Genomic DNA, 14,279 nt, shown 5'->3' with positions numbered 1-14,279 from the left:
ATCCCTTATACGCCGAGAGATTTCAGTTTGCGATGCAGCGCCGACCTTTCCATGCCGACAAATTCCGCCGTTCGCGAAATATTGCCGCCGAAGCGGTTGATCTGGGCCACCAGATAATCCCGCTCGAACATTTCACGCGCCTCGCGCAGCGGCAGGGTCATAATGTGCTGATCGCCCTGCGCCGAAATCTTCGGCAGCATATCGCCAATATCCGCCGGCAGCATATCGGCCGAAATCGGTGCCTCGCCGCCCTCTGGACGGGCGAGGATCATCAGCCGCTCGATATTGTTGCGGAGCTGGCGGATGTTGCCCGGCCAGTCATGCGTCTGGAGAACGGCCATGGCGTCGTCGCCGATCTTGCGCGGACGGATACCGGCCTGTTCGGAAATCTGCCGCATGAACATGTCGACGAGGAAAGGAATATCCTCGCGCCGTTCCGACAGCGCCGGCACCTTCACCGGCACCACGGCGAGGCGGTGGTAAAGGTCTTCGCGGAACTGGCCTTCGGCGATCAGGCTTTCGAGGTGATGGGCGGTCGAGGAAATGATGCGCACATCCACCTTCACCCGCTTGCCGCCGCCGACACGCTCGAACTGCTGGTCGACCAACACACGCAGGATCTTGTTCTGCGTTTCGCGCGGCATTTCGCCGACTTCATCGAGATAAAGCACGCCGCGATGGGCCTCTTCGAGCGCTCCCACCTTGCGTGGCTGCCCGGGCAGGCCTTCCGTGCCGAAAAGCGCGATTTCCATGCGGTCGGGCGTGATCGTCGCCGCGTTCAGCGCCACGAAAGGTCCGCTGGCGCGCGAGGACTTCTTGTGCACCATGCGCGCCACCAGCTCCTTGCCGGAACCGGAGGGGCCGAGGATCATGATGCGGCTGTTGGTGGGCGCGACCCTGTCGATGGTCTGGCGAAGCTGCGAAACGGCAAGCGACGCGCCAACGAGTTCAACCGCGTCACCGGTGCGCTTCTTGAGTTCCAGAACCTCCCGCTTCAGCTTGGAATTTTCCAGCGCCCGCTCGGCGATCAGGATGAGGCGGTCCGCTTTGAACGGCTTTTCGATAAAATCGAACGCGCCGCGCTTGATAGCGTTAACGGCGGTTTCGATATTGCCGTGACCTGAGATCATGACCACCGGAATATCGGGATGGCGGCTCTTGATCTCGTCCAGCAGAGCCAGACCGTCGAGCTTCGAACCCTGCATCCAGATGTCGAGAAAGATCAGACGCGGCACGCGTTCCGAAATGGCGGCCAACGCACTGTCGCTGTCGAACGCCATGCGCGTCTCGTGGCCCTCGTCGGACAGAATACCCGCTACGATTTCGCGAATATCCGCTTCGTCATCCACGACCAGAATATCAGACGCCATATGCTGCTTCCTTGTTATTTTTGCCGCCGACCGCCTCGATATAGGGCAGCAGCACTCTGATCATGGCGCCGTGGCCATGGTCGAACTCCGGCGGGGCATCGTGGAGTTCCAGATACCCGCCATGCTCTTCAATGATCTTCTTGACGATGGCGAGGCCGAGGCCGGTGCCCTTGTCCCGCATCGTCATGTAGGGTTCGAGAATACGGTGGCGGTTCTCGACGGGAAGGCCGCGGCCATTGTCGATGATATCGGCCACGAAACGGGAATTTGTCTCGTCGAAGGAAGCGCGCACCAGGATCTTGCCCGGCCGCTTTTCGCCTTCCACCGCCTCGATGGCTTCCGTCGCATTCTTGATAAGATTGCCGAACGCCTGTCCCAGCATACGGGCATCGAACATGCCCTCCAGCGGAATATCGCCCAGCTCCGTTGAGAATTTGGTGTCGGCGGCGCTGATTTCGCGCAGGAATGCCGCGTCCTTCAAAATCGCGCGCAGGTCCGACTTTTCCTTCGTCGGCTTCGGCATACGCGCGAAAGCCGAGAACTCGTCCACCATCCGGCCGATGTCACCGACCTGCCGGACGATGGTATCCGTACACTGGTCAAAAATGGCGCGGTCGCTCTCGTCGATCTGCTTGCCGAAACGGCGCTTGATGCGTTCGGCGGAAAGCTGGATCGGCGTCAGCGGGTTCTTGATCTCGTGGGCGATGCGCCGCGCGACATCAGACCATGCGGTCGAGCGCTGGGCGATGACGAGATCGGTGATGTCGTCGAGCGTGATGACGTAGCTGTCGCGGCTGTCGCGGGCATCCTCGCGGGTCACCTGCACATTGAGCGTCCGTTCCTTGCCGCGCCGCATGATATTGATCTGCTTGCGGAAGTTGCCGCGCGACCAGGTATTGGCCTCAGTCACGACCTCTTCGATTTCAGGCGCGATTTCTGACAGTTGCGCGCCGATCAGCTGTTCGGAGGTCTGTGCCAGGAACTCTTCTCCCGAGGGATTGACGATGGTGATCTTGCGGTTCTCGTCAACACCGATGACGGCGGCGGTAACGCCCGACAGCACGGCCTCAATGAAGCGGCGGCGATCGTCGATATCGTCCTTCGCCTCGATGATCTGCTCCTGCTGGCTGCGCAGTTCCGAGACCATCTTGTTGAAGGTGCGGGACAGACGTCCGACGTCGCCGTCCACGGCGCGAACGGGAACCAGCACATGCATGTTGCCGGTGGCGACACTGTCTGCGGCGCTGATGAGAAGGCGGATCGGACGCACAATGCGGTCAGCCACCGCAATCGCCGTCCAGATCGCGGCCAGAAGAACGATCAGCGCGAAACCGAGATAGAGGATCGCGAACGCGATCTGCAAGGGCGCGCGGCCCGCTTCCATCGCCTTGTATTCGGCGCGGTTCTCCTCCATCAGCCGCATCGCGCTCATCACTTTTGGATCGACGGCGCGCACGGTGTAGAGGAATGTGCCGCTGATACCCTCGAGCTTGATGATGGCGCCGACGAGATTGGTGATACCCGGCGGAATAAGGGTCGGCTGACCGGCGGCGGCCTTTTCAAGCGCATCATGCGGAATGGCGGGAAGCGGTTTTTCCGTCTTGATGTCGGCCTGCGCGACGGCGTCGCCATCCTCCTGCACCAGAAACGCGCCGAGAAGACCTCGGCCCTTGGCCTGGCGGGTCATCAGATCGACGAAACCGGTGCGGTCGAGGTAAAACAGGGCACGGTTGCGGTCGAGGTCGGTGGCCATCGACAGGGTCTGTCCCTGAAGATAACCGGCATTTTCCATCATATAGGCCTGGGCGATATTGCTGGAGGAATCGACGATCGACTGGGTGCGGAGCGAAAACCAGCGGTCGAGACCGACATTCAGCGTCAGACTTGCGAAGATGGCGACAAGAACGGCGGGCGTGATCGCCACGATGGAAAAAAGCACGACGATGCGCACATGCAAACGCGCCGCCGCCCTGCCCTTTTTCCGCGCTTTCAGCAGGCGGTTGATTTCCCGGCCGATGAGGAACATCAGTCCGATCACGAGGATCGAATTGATGACGACGGAAGCGATGACGACATTCGATGTCGGCGCAATCGGCGTGACGCCCATAAGCACGAAGAGGGTCACGATAGCGCAAATAAGAGCGACGCCGGCGAGCACCAGCCCAGGCAGAGCGAAAGACATCCTGCGATCGGCAACCACCATTCCCGCTGCGTCTTCGGCAACGGCTTTTTCGGCGGCGGGTTTCCGCATGCATTTCTCCCAATCGCTGGCAAGCCAGCACCACATTTACGAAAATTGGGCAAATCCGCCTCGTGCCGGCGAATCTCTCCATCCTAGTGTTTTCCAAGCAACACAATGTGGCGAAAATGCAACGACAAATGCGGCCTTGTCAACATTCTCAGCTGGGGCGGGAGCTGCGATAGACGGAAACACCAAGCTCGCGGATTTTCTTGCGCAGCGTATTGCGGTTCAATCCGAGAAGATCGGCGGCCTTGATCTGGTTGCCCCGCGTCGCCGTCAGCGCGGCGAGGATCAGGGGATATTCCAGTTCGCGCAGCACACGGTCATAGAGGCCGGGCGGCGGCAGGCCCTCGCCAAAGCTCGAGAAATAATCCCGCATGTTCTCCTCGACCGCCTGCGAAATGGTCAGTGAGCCGGAGCGGACCGCCATCTTGTCGAGCGGACTGTCGGGAACGTCCGACTGCAATTCCTGCTCGATGATCTCACGGGTAATGACCTCCTGCGGATAAAGCGCCATCAGCCGGCGGATCAGGTTTTCCAGCTCGCGCACGTTGCCCGGCCAGGCATAGGCCTTCATGACTTCCAGCGCCTCGGTCTCGAAACGCTTGCCCTCCAGCCCCTCCTTCTCACCCGTCTGGATGAAATGGCGCACAAGATCGGGAATATCCTCCGCCCGGTCACGCAGCGGCGGCAACCGTAGCGGCACGACGTTCAGGCGGTAATAGAGGTCCTCGCGGAAGAGGCCCTGATTGATCGACTGTTTCAGGTCCTTGTTGGTGGCCGCAACGATGCGGACATCGGTCCTGATCGGCGTGCGCCCGCCAACCGTCGTATATTCGCCCTGTTGCAGCACGCGCAGCAGGCGCGTCTGGGCATCCATCGGCATGTCGCCGATTTCGTCGAGAAACAGCGTGCCGCCCTCGGCCTGTTCGAAACGGCCGGTCGAGCGGTTCTGCGCGCCGGTGAAGGCGCCCTTCTCGTGGCCGAACAGTTCGGATTCGATCAGGTCGCGCGGGATCGCCGCCATGTTGATGGCAACGAAGGGGCCGTTGCGGCGCTTGCCGTAATCGTGCAACGCCCGCGCCACCAGCTCCTTGCCGGTGCCGGATTCGCCGGTAATCATCAGCGTCAGGTCGGTCTGCATCAGGCGGGCCAGAACCCGGTAGATTTCCTGCATCGCCGCCGAGCGGCCAACCAGCGGCATGCCATCCTGCATGTCGTCGTCAAGCTTCGCGGGCTTGCGCTTCGGCTCTGACAAAGCGCGGCCGATGATGGCGATCAGCTCCGTCAGATCGAAGGGCTTAGGCAGGTAGTCGTAAGCGCCCTTCTCCGAGGCCTTGATCGCCGTCATGAAGGTATTCTGGGCGCTCATCACGAGAACCGGCAGGTCCGGGCGGGCTTTCTTGATGCGCGGCAGAAGATCGAAGGCGTTTTCGTCGGGCATCACGACATCGGTCACGACCAGATCGCCCTCGCCCGCCGAAACCCAGCGCCAGAGCGTTGCGGCATTGGAGGTGATGCGCACGTCGTAACCGGCGCGGCTGAGCGCCTGGTTGAGCACCGTGCGGATCGCGGCATCATCATCGGCGACGAGGATAGTAGCTGTCATTGGTCATTTCCTGTCGTGTTCGGCAAAGTGCGGTCGTCCAGCCCCATTTCCGGCGAGACGGGCAGTAATACGCGGAAAGTCGTGCGATGGTTCTGGCTGTCGCATTCGACGATGCCGCCATGGGCGCCGATGAGTTTGGCGACAAGCGCCAGCCCGAGGCCAGAACCGTTCGTCTTGGTGGTAATGAAGGGGTCGAAGAGATGCGGCAAAAGATCCGCCGGAACTCCCGGCCCGTTATCGTGCACGCAAAATTCGAGCGGCAGCGAGATGCGTTCGCGACTACCGGCAACCGACATGCGCATGCCGGGCCGATAGGCGGTGGTCAGCACGATCTCGCCTTCCGGCTGGTTGCCGACGGCTTCCGCCGCATTCTTTACCAGATTGAGAAAGACCTGCACCAGCTGGTCGCGATTGGCATAGACCGGCGGCAACGACGGATCGTAGTTTTCAGAAATCTTGATATTGCGGGCAAAGCCGGCCTTGGCTATCGCCTTTACGTGATCGAGTACCGAATGGATGTTGACCGGCACGCGGTCCACCGGCCGCTCGTCGGAAAACACCTCCATGCGATCGACCAGCGAGACTATGCGGTCGGTCTCGTCACAGATCAGCCGCGTCAGCGCCCGGTCCTCGTCGGGAACCGACGTTTCGAGAAGCTGGGCAGCACCACGAATGCCCGAAAGCGGGTTCTTGATCTCATGCGCCAGCATGGAGGCAAGGCCGGTGACGGAGCGGGCAGCGGCGCGATGGGTCAGTTGCCGGTCGATCTTGTCGGCCATCGATCGTTCCTGAAAGACGACGACCACCGATCCCGGCTCGCTGACGACGGGCGCCACATAAAGATCGACAAGCTTGTCCTGCCCAAGCCGCGGCGAACTCAGATCGACCCGATATTCGTTCACCGGCGCGCGGCGTTCGCGCACCTGATCGATGAGCGCAAGCAGCGGACTGCCGAAGGGAATGAAGGTGGAAACGCGGTAGCGCGCGAGATGCGAAGCACTGGCCCCGAAAAAGGCTTCGGCCTCCCAATTGGCGAAGGCGATGAAACCTTCCGCATCCACCAGGATGACGGGGTTCTGCACCGCATTGAGAACCGCCATGGCAAGCGGGTTCGCATCTGCCGGGCTATGTTTATCAGCGCTCATGCGGCCTTCCTTGCGGCTTCGCCCGCATTTTCGCTAAGGGCAGAGCGCAGCAGATCCGCCACCTCCGCAGTATCGCGCGATGTCATGATTTGAGCCTTTTTCGGGGTAGCGATCTCCGGCGCGAAACGGTCGAGATACCAGCCCAGATGTTTGCGGGCGTGCCGAAGACCGGCTTCCCTTCCGTAAAATTCCAGCATCATGTCGTAATGCTCGACAGCAATGCCGGCAATATCGGCGCGTTGCGGCGCGGCATGTCCCGCCAGCACCGCCGGCAGCCAGGGCTGGCCCTGTGCGCCGCGACCGACCATGACGGCATCCGCGCCGGAACGACGCAGGATTTCCCGCGCATCCGCAGCAGTCTCGACATCGCCGTTGGCGATCAGCGGAACGGAAATCACTTCCCGCACGGCCCGAATGGCATCCCAGTCCGCGCGGCCCTCGTAAAACTGCATGCGGGTGCGGCCGTGAATGGTGATGAGCCGGACGCCTGCCTCTTCGGCGCGTTTGGCGATTTCCGGTGCATTGATGGAATTTTCGTCCCAGCCGAGCCGCATCTTCAGCGTCACGGGCACGTCGACTGCGCCGACCGTCGCCTTGATCAGCGACAGGGCATGATCGGGATCGCGCATCAAAGCCGAACCGGAATAACCGCCCGTCACCTTCTTGGCAGGACAGCCCATATTGATATCGATGATCCCCGCGCCGTTATCGGCCGCGATCTTCGCCGCCTCGGCCATGAAATGCGCCTCGCGTCCGGCGAGCTGCACCATATGCGGAACCATGCCGGCATTTTTCAGCCGCGCCCAGGATTCCCCGCGATTAGCGACGAGTTCGCGGCTTGCGACCATCTCGGTAACGACGAGGCCCGCGCCATAACGCCAGGCGAGCTGCCGGAACGGCAAATCCGTCACGCCCGACATGGGCGCCAGCACGGCACGATTACGGATCGTGACTGAGCCGATGCTGAACGGTTCTGACAACTCCGGAGGGGGCAACTGATGATCTTTCATGCAGAAGGGTTATATGCATTATTTTTAGACAGTGTTTGCGCGCTTGCCAAGCACTTTTAAAGCGTTGCACGTTTTATTTGCTAGGCGTCTGCCTGCCTCTTTTGCTGTCGATAGCAATTTGTGCAGGTTCGGATGCGCACGAGCCGCCAATCCTGCGATGTGCAGGCAGATACCGCGTCTTATCGGGCTGGCCTTCCGGGTTTTGAAACGCTAGAGCAGGACTGTCAACCATTGAGGGTTGCACACAAAGCATAAGACCAATGCAGGAAAGCACTATGAAACTCGGCATCGTCATCGTCGCCGCAGGACGCGGAGAAAGAGCCGGCTCCCCCGAGGAAGGGCCAAAACAATATCGTTCCGTCGGCGGCAAGGCCGTGATCGAACATACGTTGTCGACCTTTCTGGACTGGGGCAAAGCCTCATCGATCGTGGTCGTCATCCATGCCGACGATTTGAGCCTCCTATCGCCCATCCTCGAACGGCTGAATGCCGGGGAGCGGGTCGTCACCGTCACGGGCGGTACGACACGGCAGCAATCGGTGCTGGCCGGGCTGGAAGCACTGGCCTTGCAGGACCTGACGCATGTGATGATCCATGACGCCGTGCGGCCTTTCGTCGCCAAGGACATGCTGGAGCGCGTCGTGGCGCTGCACCAGGCGGGTGCGAACGGCGTTCTGCCTGCCCTGCCCGTCACCGATACGCTGAAGCGCGGCGCAGGTGATTCTGTTGCGGAGACCGTTTCCAGACAGGGGCTTTATGCAGCGCAGACACCGCAAAGTTTCGGCTATGGCGAAATCCTCGCCGCGCATCGCGCCGCTGCCGCCTCGGGAAAAACGGATTTTACCGACGATGCATCGATCGCCGAATGGGCAGGACTGACGGTGACGCTGACCGAAGGCTCGGTCGACAATGTGAAACTCACTCTGAAGCGGGATATCGCCATGGCCGATGAAAAGCTCTCCCACGGACTGCCTGACGTGCGCACCGGCAATGGTTACGACGTGCACCAGCTGGAGGCCGGAGACGGCGTTACGCTATGCGGCGTCTTCATTGAACACGACCAGAAACTCAAAGGCCACTCGGATGCCGATGTGGCGCTGCATGCGCTGACGGATGCGCTGCTCGCCACCTGCGGCGCGGGTGATATCGGCGATCACTTCCCGCCTTCCGATCCGCAATGGAAGGGTGCCGCATCGCGCATCTTCCTCGAACATGCGGCGAAAGTCGTGCGCGACAATGGTGGCACGATCATGAATGCGGATGTCTCGCTGATTGCCGAAGCGCCGCGTATCGGTCCGCACCGGCAGGCCATGCGCGAGACGCTGGCGGACATACTCGGCATTGCGCTGGAGCGCTGCTCGGTCAAGGCGACCACCAACGAGACGATCGGTTTCGTCGGCCGTCGCGAAGGCATTGCGGCGATCGCAACCGCCACGGTGGTCTACAGGGGCAGACCGTTATGAGTCTGTTTCCCGCAGATATCGAAGAGCTGGCGCGGAAAATCGTTTCCGGCTTTACCGTCAAAGGCTTCATGGTCTCGACAGCGGAAAGCTGCACGGGCGGCCTTATCGCCGGTGCGTTGACGGAAATCGCCGGCTCCTCCGCCGTCGTCGACCGGGGGTTCGTTACCTATACCAACGAAGCAAAGATGGACATGCTGGGTGTTGGCGCTGATACGCTCACAGCCTTCGGCGCGGTGTCCCGGCAAACGGCTCTTCAGATGGCGCATGGCGCCCTGTTCCGTTCGCGCGCGGATTTTGCCGTTGCCGTCACCGGCATTGCCGGTCCGGGCGGCGGTTCAACGGATAAACCGGTGGGACTGGTGCATCTGGCCGCCAAAGCACGCAACGGCAAGACCTTGCACCATGAGATGCGTTACGGCGAGATCGGCCGCACCGAAATTCGTCTTGCGACCGTCAGGACGGCACTTGAAATGCTGCTTGCCCTCAATCAGGCCGGGTCCGCGTAAATCTTGTCGGCGCGGGTCTCGAAGGCTTCCGCGAACATGCGGAAGGCCCGGTCGAACATCGACCCCATAACCGCGCCAAGCAGACGGTTCTTGAATTCATAGTCGATGAAGAAATGAATGGCCGAGCCGCCATCTTCGGCAGCTTCGAAACGCCAGCGATTGTCGAGAAACTTGAACGGTCCGTCGATATATTTCACGTCGATGGCGCGCTCGGCCGGGTTCAACAGCACCTGCGTGGTGAAGGTCTCGCGGATGGCCTTGTAGCCCACCGTCATATCCGCCACCAGCAATGTCTTGCCATCCCGCTCCTTGCGCGAGCGGATAACCAGCGCTTCGCAAAGGGGCAGAAACTGCGGATACTTCTCCACATCGGCGACGAGGTCGTACATGCGGACGGGAGAGTGTTTTACAAGGCGATGCGTTTCGAACTTTGGCATGAGCGGCAGTTAATCCTCGATAACAAGAAGATCAAGAAGGCGGCGAAGCTGTTTTCGGCTTTTTAGCTGAAATACCGGTACGTTGGGGCCATAAAGCGCAAAATTTTGCTCGAAGATAGGGGCGTGGCGGCGTTCGAAATTCCAGATATAGCGCAGGAAATCGAGGTCTATTCTTTCCGGACAACCCGCCGCCATTTCGGGCCGCGCCTTGCCATAACCCTTGGCGATCCGGCTGACGGCGCCCCACAGGCAGAGCCAGCGCGGCATGCGCACCCAAAGGACGATATCGGATCTCGGCAGACGCATGTCAAAAGACGACGGATTGCTGCCATCCATCAGCCATCGTTCCCCGGTGATGATGGCGGCGATCCTCTGCCGTTGTTCTTCACGCGGGCGCGCCTGCCAGCCGGGCAACCAGAAAATATCGCGATCCATGGAAATATAACGCAGCCCGAAAGCGGCTGATAGCTTTTGCGACAGCGTCGACTTGCCGCCGCCGGAGCAGCCGACGACCATGATACGTTGTGCAGACGCGATAATCGCGGCCGCGTCCTCCACGTTTTTAAGATAGTTCGACATCGAATAAACCTCATCTTCGCCACGGTGCCATTGTCTGACAATGCGAGTATTATTCTGTGGCGATACGGCTGCCGGACCCGACGTTACGGAAATTTAACTATTGCAACCCCCTCGCAGGGATTGCTATTTATTTACGACTAATATTACACCCTTGGGATGCAAAGGCGCTGGAAGCTCCCATTTTCACCGCGCGTATTCATCCTTGGGTTCAGACCCGACATATAACCGCTTTGAGGCACTGAGTGAGCCGATGGACGATTTTTCCAACATCATCAACCTTCTCGAATCCGCCAAGCAACTCGCATCGATGAACGAAATGCCGATGCTTGCCTACCTCATCGACGTTGCGAAATGCGAGGCGAGAGAGAACAAGCCGGTTCTGCGCAAGCGCAAACGCGGCGAATCAACCGTCAAGGAAGACTGTTAAGCGCCAGTCTGCAAAGCAGACCGATAAAGCCGGCTGGCCCAATCTTCAAGACGATGTCATAATCAGGGAATGAAAACGGCCGCTTTTCGAGGCGGCCATTTCTTTGCACGATGGAAATGACAATCTCATGATGGCTGCATCCGCCGATATCAGAACCTATACGCAGGAAAGACCTAGGGAACGGCACGGCTTCGTGCAGATCGTTCTTCCGGTCTCCGGGCGTCTGCGGATCGATGTGGCTGGGCGCCAGGATGAATTATTCGTCGGGCGCGGTGTCTTCATCCATAGCGGCACGCCGCATACCCAGGAAGCGACGACGATCAACCGGTCTTTGGTTGTCGATATCGACGAAGCTGTTGTTCCCGAGCAGGTGCTGGAGAGATTTTCCCGCATGCCGTTTCTCAATATCGCGCAGGATACACGCCAGCTGATCATCTATATGCGGCGCGTCATCGGATCGGAGGGACCACACGACGATATTGCCGGTCTTTGGGCGCCGCTCCTTGTCGACAGTCTTGCGAATAAGAAAATCGATCCCCGTCGCCGCCTGCGCTCGCTTGGCGTGATCGTCAGGGCGGAACCGTTTTTCCCCTGGACCATCGAGATGCTCGCAGCCTGCGCCGCAATCAGCGACAGCCGCCTGCATGCGCTGTTTCTCGAAGAGTTCGGCCTTCCCCCTCACCGCTGGCTTGCCGAATTGCGCATGGACAAGGTCTGCGCATTGTTGCGCCAATCCACCCTGCCGATTGCCGAAATCGCCCTGCGGGCCGGCTTTTCCGACCAGACGGCGCTGACGCGCGCCATGCGCAACGCGATCGGTGAAACGCCCGCCGCCTATCGCCGGACCTTCGGAATTCACTAACCGGCCGATCTCTTCGTCAGGAGTTTTTGTCAAGACAGCCGCAAAGGGCTGTGGCACATCGCGGCAATCGTGAATGCGGATGTGACATGACATGAACAAGACAAGCCTCGGTGTTTTTTACGGTATGATGGCGGGTGCGCTCTGGGGAGCCATCTTTCTCGCCCCGAAACTCGTGCCGGATTTTTCCGCCCTGCAACTGTCGACTGCCCGTTACCTCACCTACGGGCTGATTTCTCTCATCATCATCGGACCGCGCCTGAAACGGGTTTCGGCCCATTTCGGCGCGCGCGAGTGGATCGCGCTCGGCTGGCTGAGCATGATCGGCAACATCGCCTACTACGTCTTCATATCGACGGCGGTGAAACTGAGCGGTGTCGCCTTCACCTCGATCATCATCGGTTTCCTGCCGGTTGCCGTCACCATCATCGGCAGTCGCGATCATGGCGCGGTGTCGCTCAAGCGCCTGTGGCCGTCGCTCGCCTTCGGCGCTATCGGTATTATCGGCATTTCCTGGCAATCGCTGACGGAAAACGATGCGGGGCTGGATGTCTCGCGTCTTGTGGGTCTTGCCTGCGCCCTTGGCGCGCTGGCTTCGTGGACGGCCTTTGCTGTTGGCAATGCCCGCTGGCTGTCACGCCTTCACGATGTCAGCGCCGATGACTGGAACATGATGACAGGCGTGGTGACCGGCGGGCTTGCGCTGGCGCTCGCCATCCCGGCCTTTGCCTTCGGTGGGGAAAGCCATGGCTCTGAGGACTGGCTGCATTTCGCGGCCATTGCCGCCGGCCTCGGTTTCACCGCATCCATTCTCGGCAATGCCTTCTGGAACCGCATGAGCCGCCTGCTGCCGCTCACCATGGTTGGTCAGATGATCCTGTTCGAGACGCTGTTTGCGCTGCTCTATGGTTTCCTGTGGGAAGGGCGTGGCCCGACCCTCATAGAGATCGTGGCGATCTGCTCGGTGGTTCTGAGCGTCATCCTGTGCATGCGGGCGCATCGGCCGGAGAAGGCTGTGGCCTGAGTTTAGGCAAAATCCGAGAACATTTGGCTGGGCTTCATCACGGGCCACACCTCCACTCGGCGTCATCCTCAGGCTCGACCCGAGGATCCACCTTTTTCGGCGGCTATGGATCCTCGCCTCAAGGCGAGGATGACGGAGGCGAGAGGATTCCCGCCTCTTACTCCGCAGCCGCCAGAAGCTTCTTCTCGCGGGCCGCACGCAGGCGTTCAAAATCGTCGCCGGCGTGGTGGGAGGAGCGGGTCAGCGGGCTGGAGGAGACCATCAGGAAGCCCTTGGTGTAGGCGACCGTCTCGTAGGACTTGAACTCCTCCGGCGTGACGTAAGCCTCGACTTTGTGGTGCTTGCGGGTCGGCTGCAGATATTGGCCGATGGTCAGGAAGTCCACGTCGGCGCTACGCAGATCGTCCATCAATTGCAGCACTTCGTTGCGCTCTTCGCCGAGGCCGACCATGATGCCTGATTTGGTGAACATGGTGGGGTCCAGTTCCTTGACACGCTGCAACAGGCGCACGGAATGGAAATAACGCGCACCGGGGCGAACCGTGAGGTAATTGCCCGGAACGGTTTCCATATTGTGGTTGAAGACATCGGGCTTGGCGGCGACGACACGCTCCAGCGCGCCGGGCTTCTTCAGGAAGTCGGGGGTTAGGATTTCAATGGTCGTATTGGGAGACGCAGCCCGGATCGCCCAGATCACCTTCTCGAAATGCTCCGCGCCGCCATCAGCGAGATCGTCGCGGTCAACCGAGGTGATGACGACGTGGGAGAGACCCATCTGCTTGACGGCCTTGGCGACGTTTTCCGGCTCATCCATATCCAGCGCATTGGGCTTGCCGGTCGCGACGTTGCAGAACGCACAGGCGCGGGTGCAGATCTCGCCCATGATCATGAAGGTCGCGTGTTTCTTTTCCCAGCATTCGCCGATATTCGGACAGCCGGCTTCCTCGCACACCGTCACCAGCTTGTGGCTGCGCACCAGTTCGCGCGTCTCGTGATAGCCCTTGGATGTCGGCGCCTTGACGCGGATCCATTCCGGCTTGCGCATGACCTCGGTATCGGGCCGATGGGCCTTTTCCGGGTGGCGGATACGCTTTTCTTCGGACGAAGTCCTGTCGAGAATAGTGACCATAAGAAACCTGCTTCTATCGCTTGCCGCGACCATCACATTTGTTGACGCGATGCTCGTTCTTGGCATGTCTTTATCCCAAAACCGCAGCACACTTTTGGGAGACATGCTTTAGAACAATTCCAGAAAAAGCGTAAGCCCCTTCCGTGCACGAAGCCTTGTCAGCGCCTGACCAGCTTTGCCAGAAACAGCAACAGGCTGGCGCCGACGAAAGACGTGACGAAATAACCGAGCCTGCTGTCCTGGACGAAAACGTCGAAGGTGCGAAGCACGGCAACAGCGACGACCGAACCGACGATGCCGAGAACGATGTTCATGAAGATGCCGAACCGCATATCCATGAGCTTTCCGGCAAGCCAGCCGGCCAGACCGCCGATGATGATTGCCGCAATCCAGCCTATGTTTTCCATTCCCGCGCTCCCTTAGAGAACCAGCCCCCTTAGGAACCGGCATTGAGACATATGGGACACCCGGCACGCTTA

At 60.2% G+C, this 14,279-nt stretch carries 14 protein-coding genes; 5 read left to right on the top strand and 9 right to left on the bottom strand.

Features of this window, described 5'->3' with window-relative positions; genetic code table 11:
- Positions 1-5: 5 nt before the first annotated feature.
- The 5 genes from ntrX to dusB form a co-directional block, all read right to left on the bottom strand.
- Positions 6-1,370 carry a nitrogen assimilation response regulator NtrX gene (gene ntrX / locus QSK43_RS11490; protein WP_045018507.1) on the bottom strand — a complete coding sequence of 455 codons (1,365 nt, stop codon included), beginning with the start codon at positions 1,368-1,370 and terminating at the stop codon, positions 6-8.
- On the bottom strand, positions 1,360-3,621 hold the full coding sequence (locus tag QSK43_RS11485) for a sensor histidine kinase NtrY-like (RefSeq protein WP_332303535.1): 2,262 nt from the start codon (positions 3,619-3,621) through the stop codon (positions 1,360-1,362). The genes ntrX and QSK43_RS11485 overlap by 11 nt, the downstream gene beginning before the upstream one ends.
- 148 nt (positions 3,622-3,769) lie before the next feature.
- Positions 3,770-5,221, bottom strand: a complete 1,452-nt coding sequence (gene ntrC / locus QSK43_RS11480; RefSeq protein WP_045018510.1) for a nitrogen regulation protein NR(I) — start codon at positions 5,219-5,221, stop codon at positions 3,770-3,772.
- Positions 5,218-6,366, bottom strand: a complete 1,149-nt coding sequence (locus QSK43_RS11475) for a two-component system sensor histidine kinase NtrB (protein WP_045018511.1) — start codon at positions 6,364-6,366, stop codon at positions 5,218-5,220. Before QSK43_RS11475 ends, ntrC begins: the two co-directional genes overlap by 4 nt.
- Positions 6,363-7,376: a tRNA dihydrouridine synthase DusB gene (gene dusB, locus QSK43_RS11470; RefSeq protein ID WP_332303534.1), complete on the bottom strand. Its 1,014-nt coding sequence runs from the start codon at positions 7,374-7,376 to the stop codon at positions 6,363-6,365. The genes QSK43_RS11475 and dusB overlap by 4 nt, the downstream gene beginning before the upstream one ends.
- Positions 7,377-7,651: 275 nt before the next feature.
- Between dusB and QSK43_RS11465 the strand changes: the two genes are divergently transcribed.
- The gene (locus QSK43_RS11465; RefSeq protein WP_332303533.1) at positions 7,652-8,839 is read left to right on the top strand and encodes a bifunctional 2-C-methyl-D-erythritol 4-phosphate cytidylyltransferase/2-C-methyl-D-erythritol 2,4-cyclodiphosphate synthase; all 1,188 of its coding nucleotides are present in this window, start codon (positions 7,652-7,654) and stop codon (positions 8,837-8,839) included.
- Positions 8,836-9,345 carry a CinA family protein gene (locus QSK43_RS11460; protein WP_332303532.1) on the top strand — a complete coding sequence of 170 codons (510 nt, stop codon included), beginning with the start codon at positions 8,836-8,838 and terminating at the stop codon, positions 9,343-9,345. Before QSK43_RS11465 ends, QSK43_RS11460 begins: the two co-directional genes overlap by 4 nt.
- Here QSK43_RS11460 and QSK43_RS11455 read toward each other — a convergent pair.
- Both QSK43_RS11455 and QSK43_RS11450 read right to left on the bottom strand, forming a co-directional pair.
- Positions 9,327-9,782 (bottom strand): type II toxin-antitoxin system RatA family toxin, encoded by a 456-nt coding sequence (locus QSK43_RS11455; RefSeq protein ID WP_045018516.1) that lies wholly within the window; start codon positions 9,780-9,782, stop codon positions 9,327-9,329. The two genes, QSK43_RS11460 and QSK43_RS11455, sit on opposite strands and share 19 nt — an antisense overlap.
- A 9-nt stretch (positions 9,783-9,791) precedes the next feature.
- Positions 9,792-10,361 carry an AAA family ATPase gene (locus tag QSK43_RS11450; RefSeq protein WP_332303531.1) on the bottom strand — a complete coding sequence of 190 codons (570 nt, stop codon included), beginning with the start codon at positions 10,359-10,361 and terminating at the stop codon, positions 9,792-9,794.
- Between the two features lie 250 nt (positions 10,362-10,611).
- Between QSK43_RS11450 and QSK43_RS11445 the strand changes: the two genes are divergently transcribed.
- From QSK43_RS11445 to QSK43_RS11435, 3 genes are all read left to right on the top strand, one after another.
- A complete protein-coding gene (locus tag QSK43_RS11445; RefSeq protein ID WP_167341581.1) occupies positions 10,612-10,788 on the top strand; it encodes a hypothetical protein in 177 nt (58 codons plus the stop codon).
- Between the two features lie 127 nt (positions 10,789-10,915).
- Positions 10,916-11,650: a helix-turn-helix transcriptional regulator gene (locus QSK43_RS11440; RefSeq protein WP_332303530.1), complete on the top strand. Its 735-nt coding sequence runs from the start codon at positions 10,916-10,918 to the stop codon at positions 11,648-11,650.
- A 91-nt stretch (positions 11,651-11,741) separates the two neighbouring features.
- Positions 11,742-12,671 carry a DMT family transporter gene (locus QSK43_RS11435; protein ID WP_332303529.1) on the top strand — a complete coding sequence of 310 codons (930 nt, stop codon included), beginning with the start codon at positions 11,742-11,744 and terminating at the stop codon, positions 12,669-12,671.
- Positions 12,672-12,828: 157 nt separating this feature from the next.
- On the opposite strand, the gene lipA is transcribed toward QSK43_RS11435, so the two are convergent.
- Both lipA and QSK43_RS11425 read right to left on the bottom strand, forming a co-directional pair.
- On the bottom strand, positions 12,829-13,800 hold the full coding sequence (lipA, locus tag QSK43_RS11430) for a lipoyl synthase (RefSeq protein ID WP_332303528.1): 972 nt from the start codon (positions 13,798-13,800) through the stop codon (positions 12,829-12,831).
- Between the two features lie 158 nt (positions 13,801-13,958).
- Positions 13,959-14,207: a GlsB/YeaQ/YmgE family stress response membrane protein gene (locus tag QSK43_RS11425; RefSeq protein WP_045018519.1), complete on the bottom strand. Its 249-nt coding sequence runs from the start codon at positions 14,205-14,207 to the stop codon at positions 13,959-13,961.
- Between the last annotated feature and the right edge of the window lie 72 nt (positions 14,208-14,279).

This window comes from Rhizobium sp. GR12 (genome assembly GCF_036596185.1).
Classification (GTDB): Bacteria; Pseudomonadota; Alphaproteobacteria; order Rhizobiales; family Rhizobiaceae; genus Agrobacterium; species Agrobacterium nepotum.
Note: the sequence above shows the minus strand (reverse complement) of the source record. Positions and strands in the feature narration are given on the sequence as shown.

Bases quoted from the DNA above. Each gene is read 5' to 3' on its own strand.
- ntrX (WP_045018507.1), bottom strand. From the start codon at position 1,370: ATGGCGTCTGATATTCTGGTCGTGGATGACGAAGCGGATATTCGCGAA.
- QSK43_RS11485 (WP_332303535.1), bottom strand. From the start codon at position 3,621: ATGCGGAAACCCGCCGCCGAAAAAGCCGTTGCCGAAGACGCAGCGGGA.
- ntrC (WP_045018510.1), bottom strand. From the start codon at position 5,221: ATGACAGCTACTATCCTCGTCGCCGATGATGATGCCGCGATCCGCACG.
- QSK43_RS11475 (WP_045018511.1), bottom strand. From the start codon at position 6,366: ATGAGCGCTGATAAACATAGCCCGGCAGATGCGAACCCGCTTGCCATG.
- dusB (WP_332303534.1), bottom strand. From the start codon at position 7,376: ATGAAAGATCATCAGTTGCCCCCTCCGGAGTTGTCAGAACCGTTCAGC.
- QSK43_RS11465 (WP_332303533.1), top strand. From the start codon at position 7,652: ATGAAACTCGGCATCGTCATCGTCGCCGCAGGACGCGGAGAAAGAGCC.
- QSK43_RS11460 (WP_332303532.1), top strand. From the start codon at position 8,836: ATGAGTCTGTTTCCCGCAGATATCGAAGAGCTGGCGCGGAAAATCGTT.
- QSK43_RS11455 (WP_045018516.1), bottom strand. From the start codon at position 9,782: ATGCCAAAGTTCGAAACGCATCGCCTTGTAAAACACTCTCCCGTCCGC.
- QSK43_RS11450 (WP_332303531.1), bottom strand. From the start codon at position 10,361: ATGTCGAACTATCTTAAAAACGTGGAGGACGCGGCCGCGATTATCGCG.
- QSK43_RS11445 (WP_167341581.1), top strand. From the start codon at position 10,612: ATGGACGATTTTTCCAACATCATCAACCTTCTCGAATCCGCCAAGCAA.
- QSK43_RS11440 (WP_332303530.1), top strand. From the start codon at position 10,916: ATGATGGCTGCATCCGCCGATATCAGAACCTATACGCAGGAAAGACCT.
- QSK43_RS11435 (WP_332303529.1), top strand. From the start codon at position 11,742: ATGAACAAGACAAGCCTCGGTGTTTTTTACGGTATGATGGCGGGTGCG.
- lipA (WP_332303528.1), bottom strand. From the start codon at position 13,800: ATGGTCACTATTCTCGACAGGACTTCGTCCGAAGAAAAGCGTATCCGC.
- QSK43_RS11425 (WP_045018519.1), bottom strand. From the start codon at position 14,207: ATGGAAAACATAGGCTGGATTGCGGCAATCATCATCGGCGGTCTGGCC.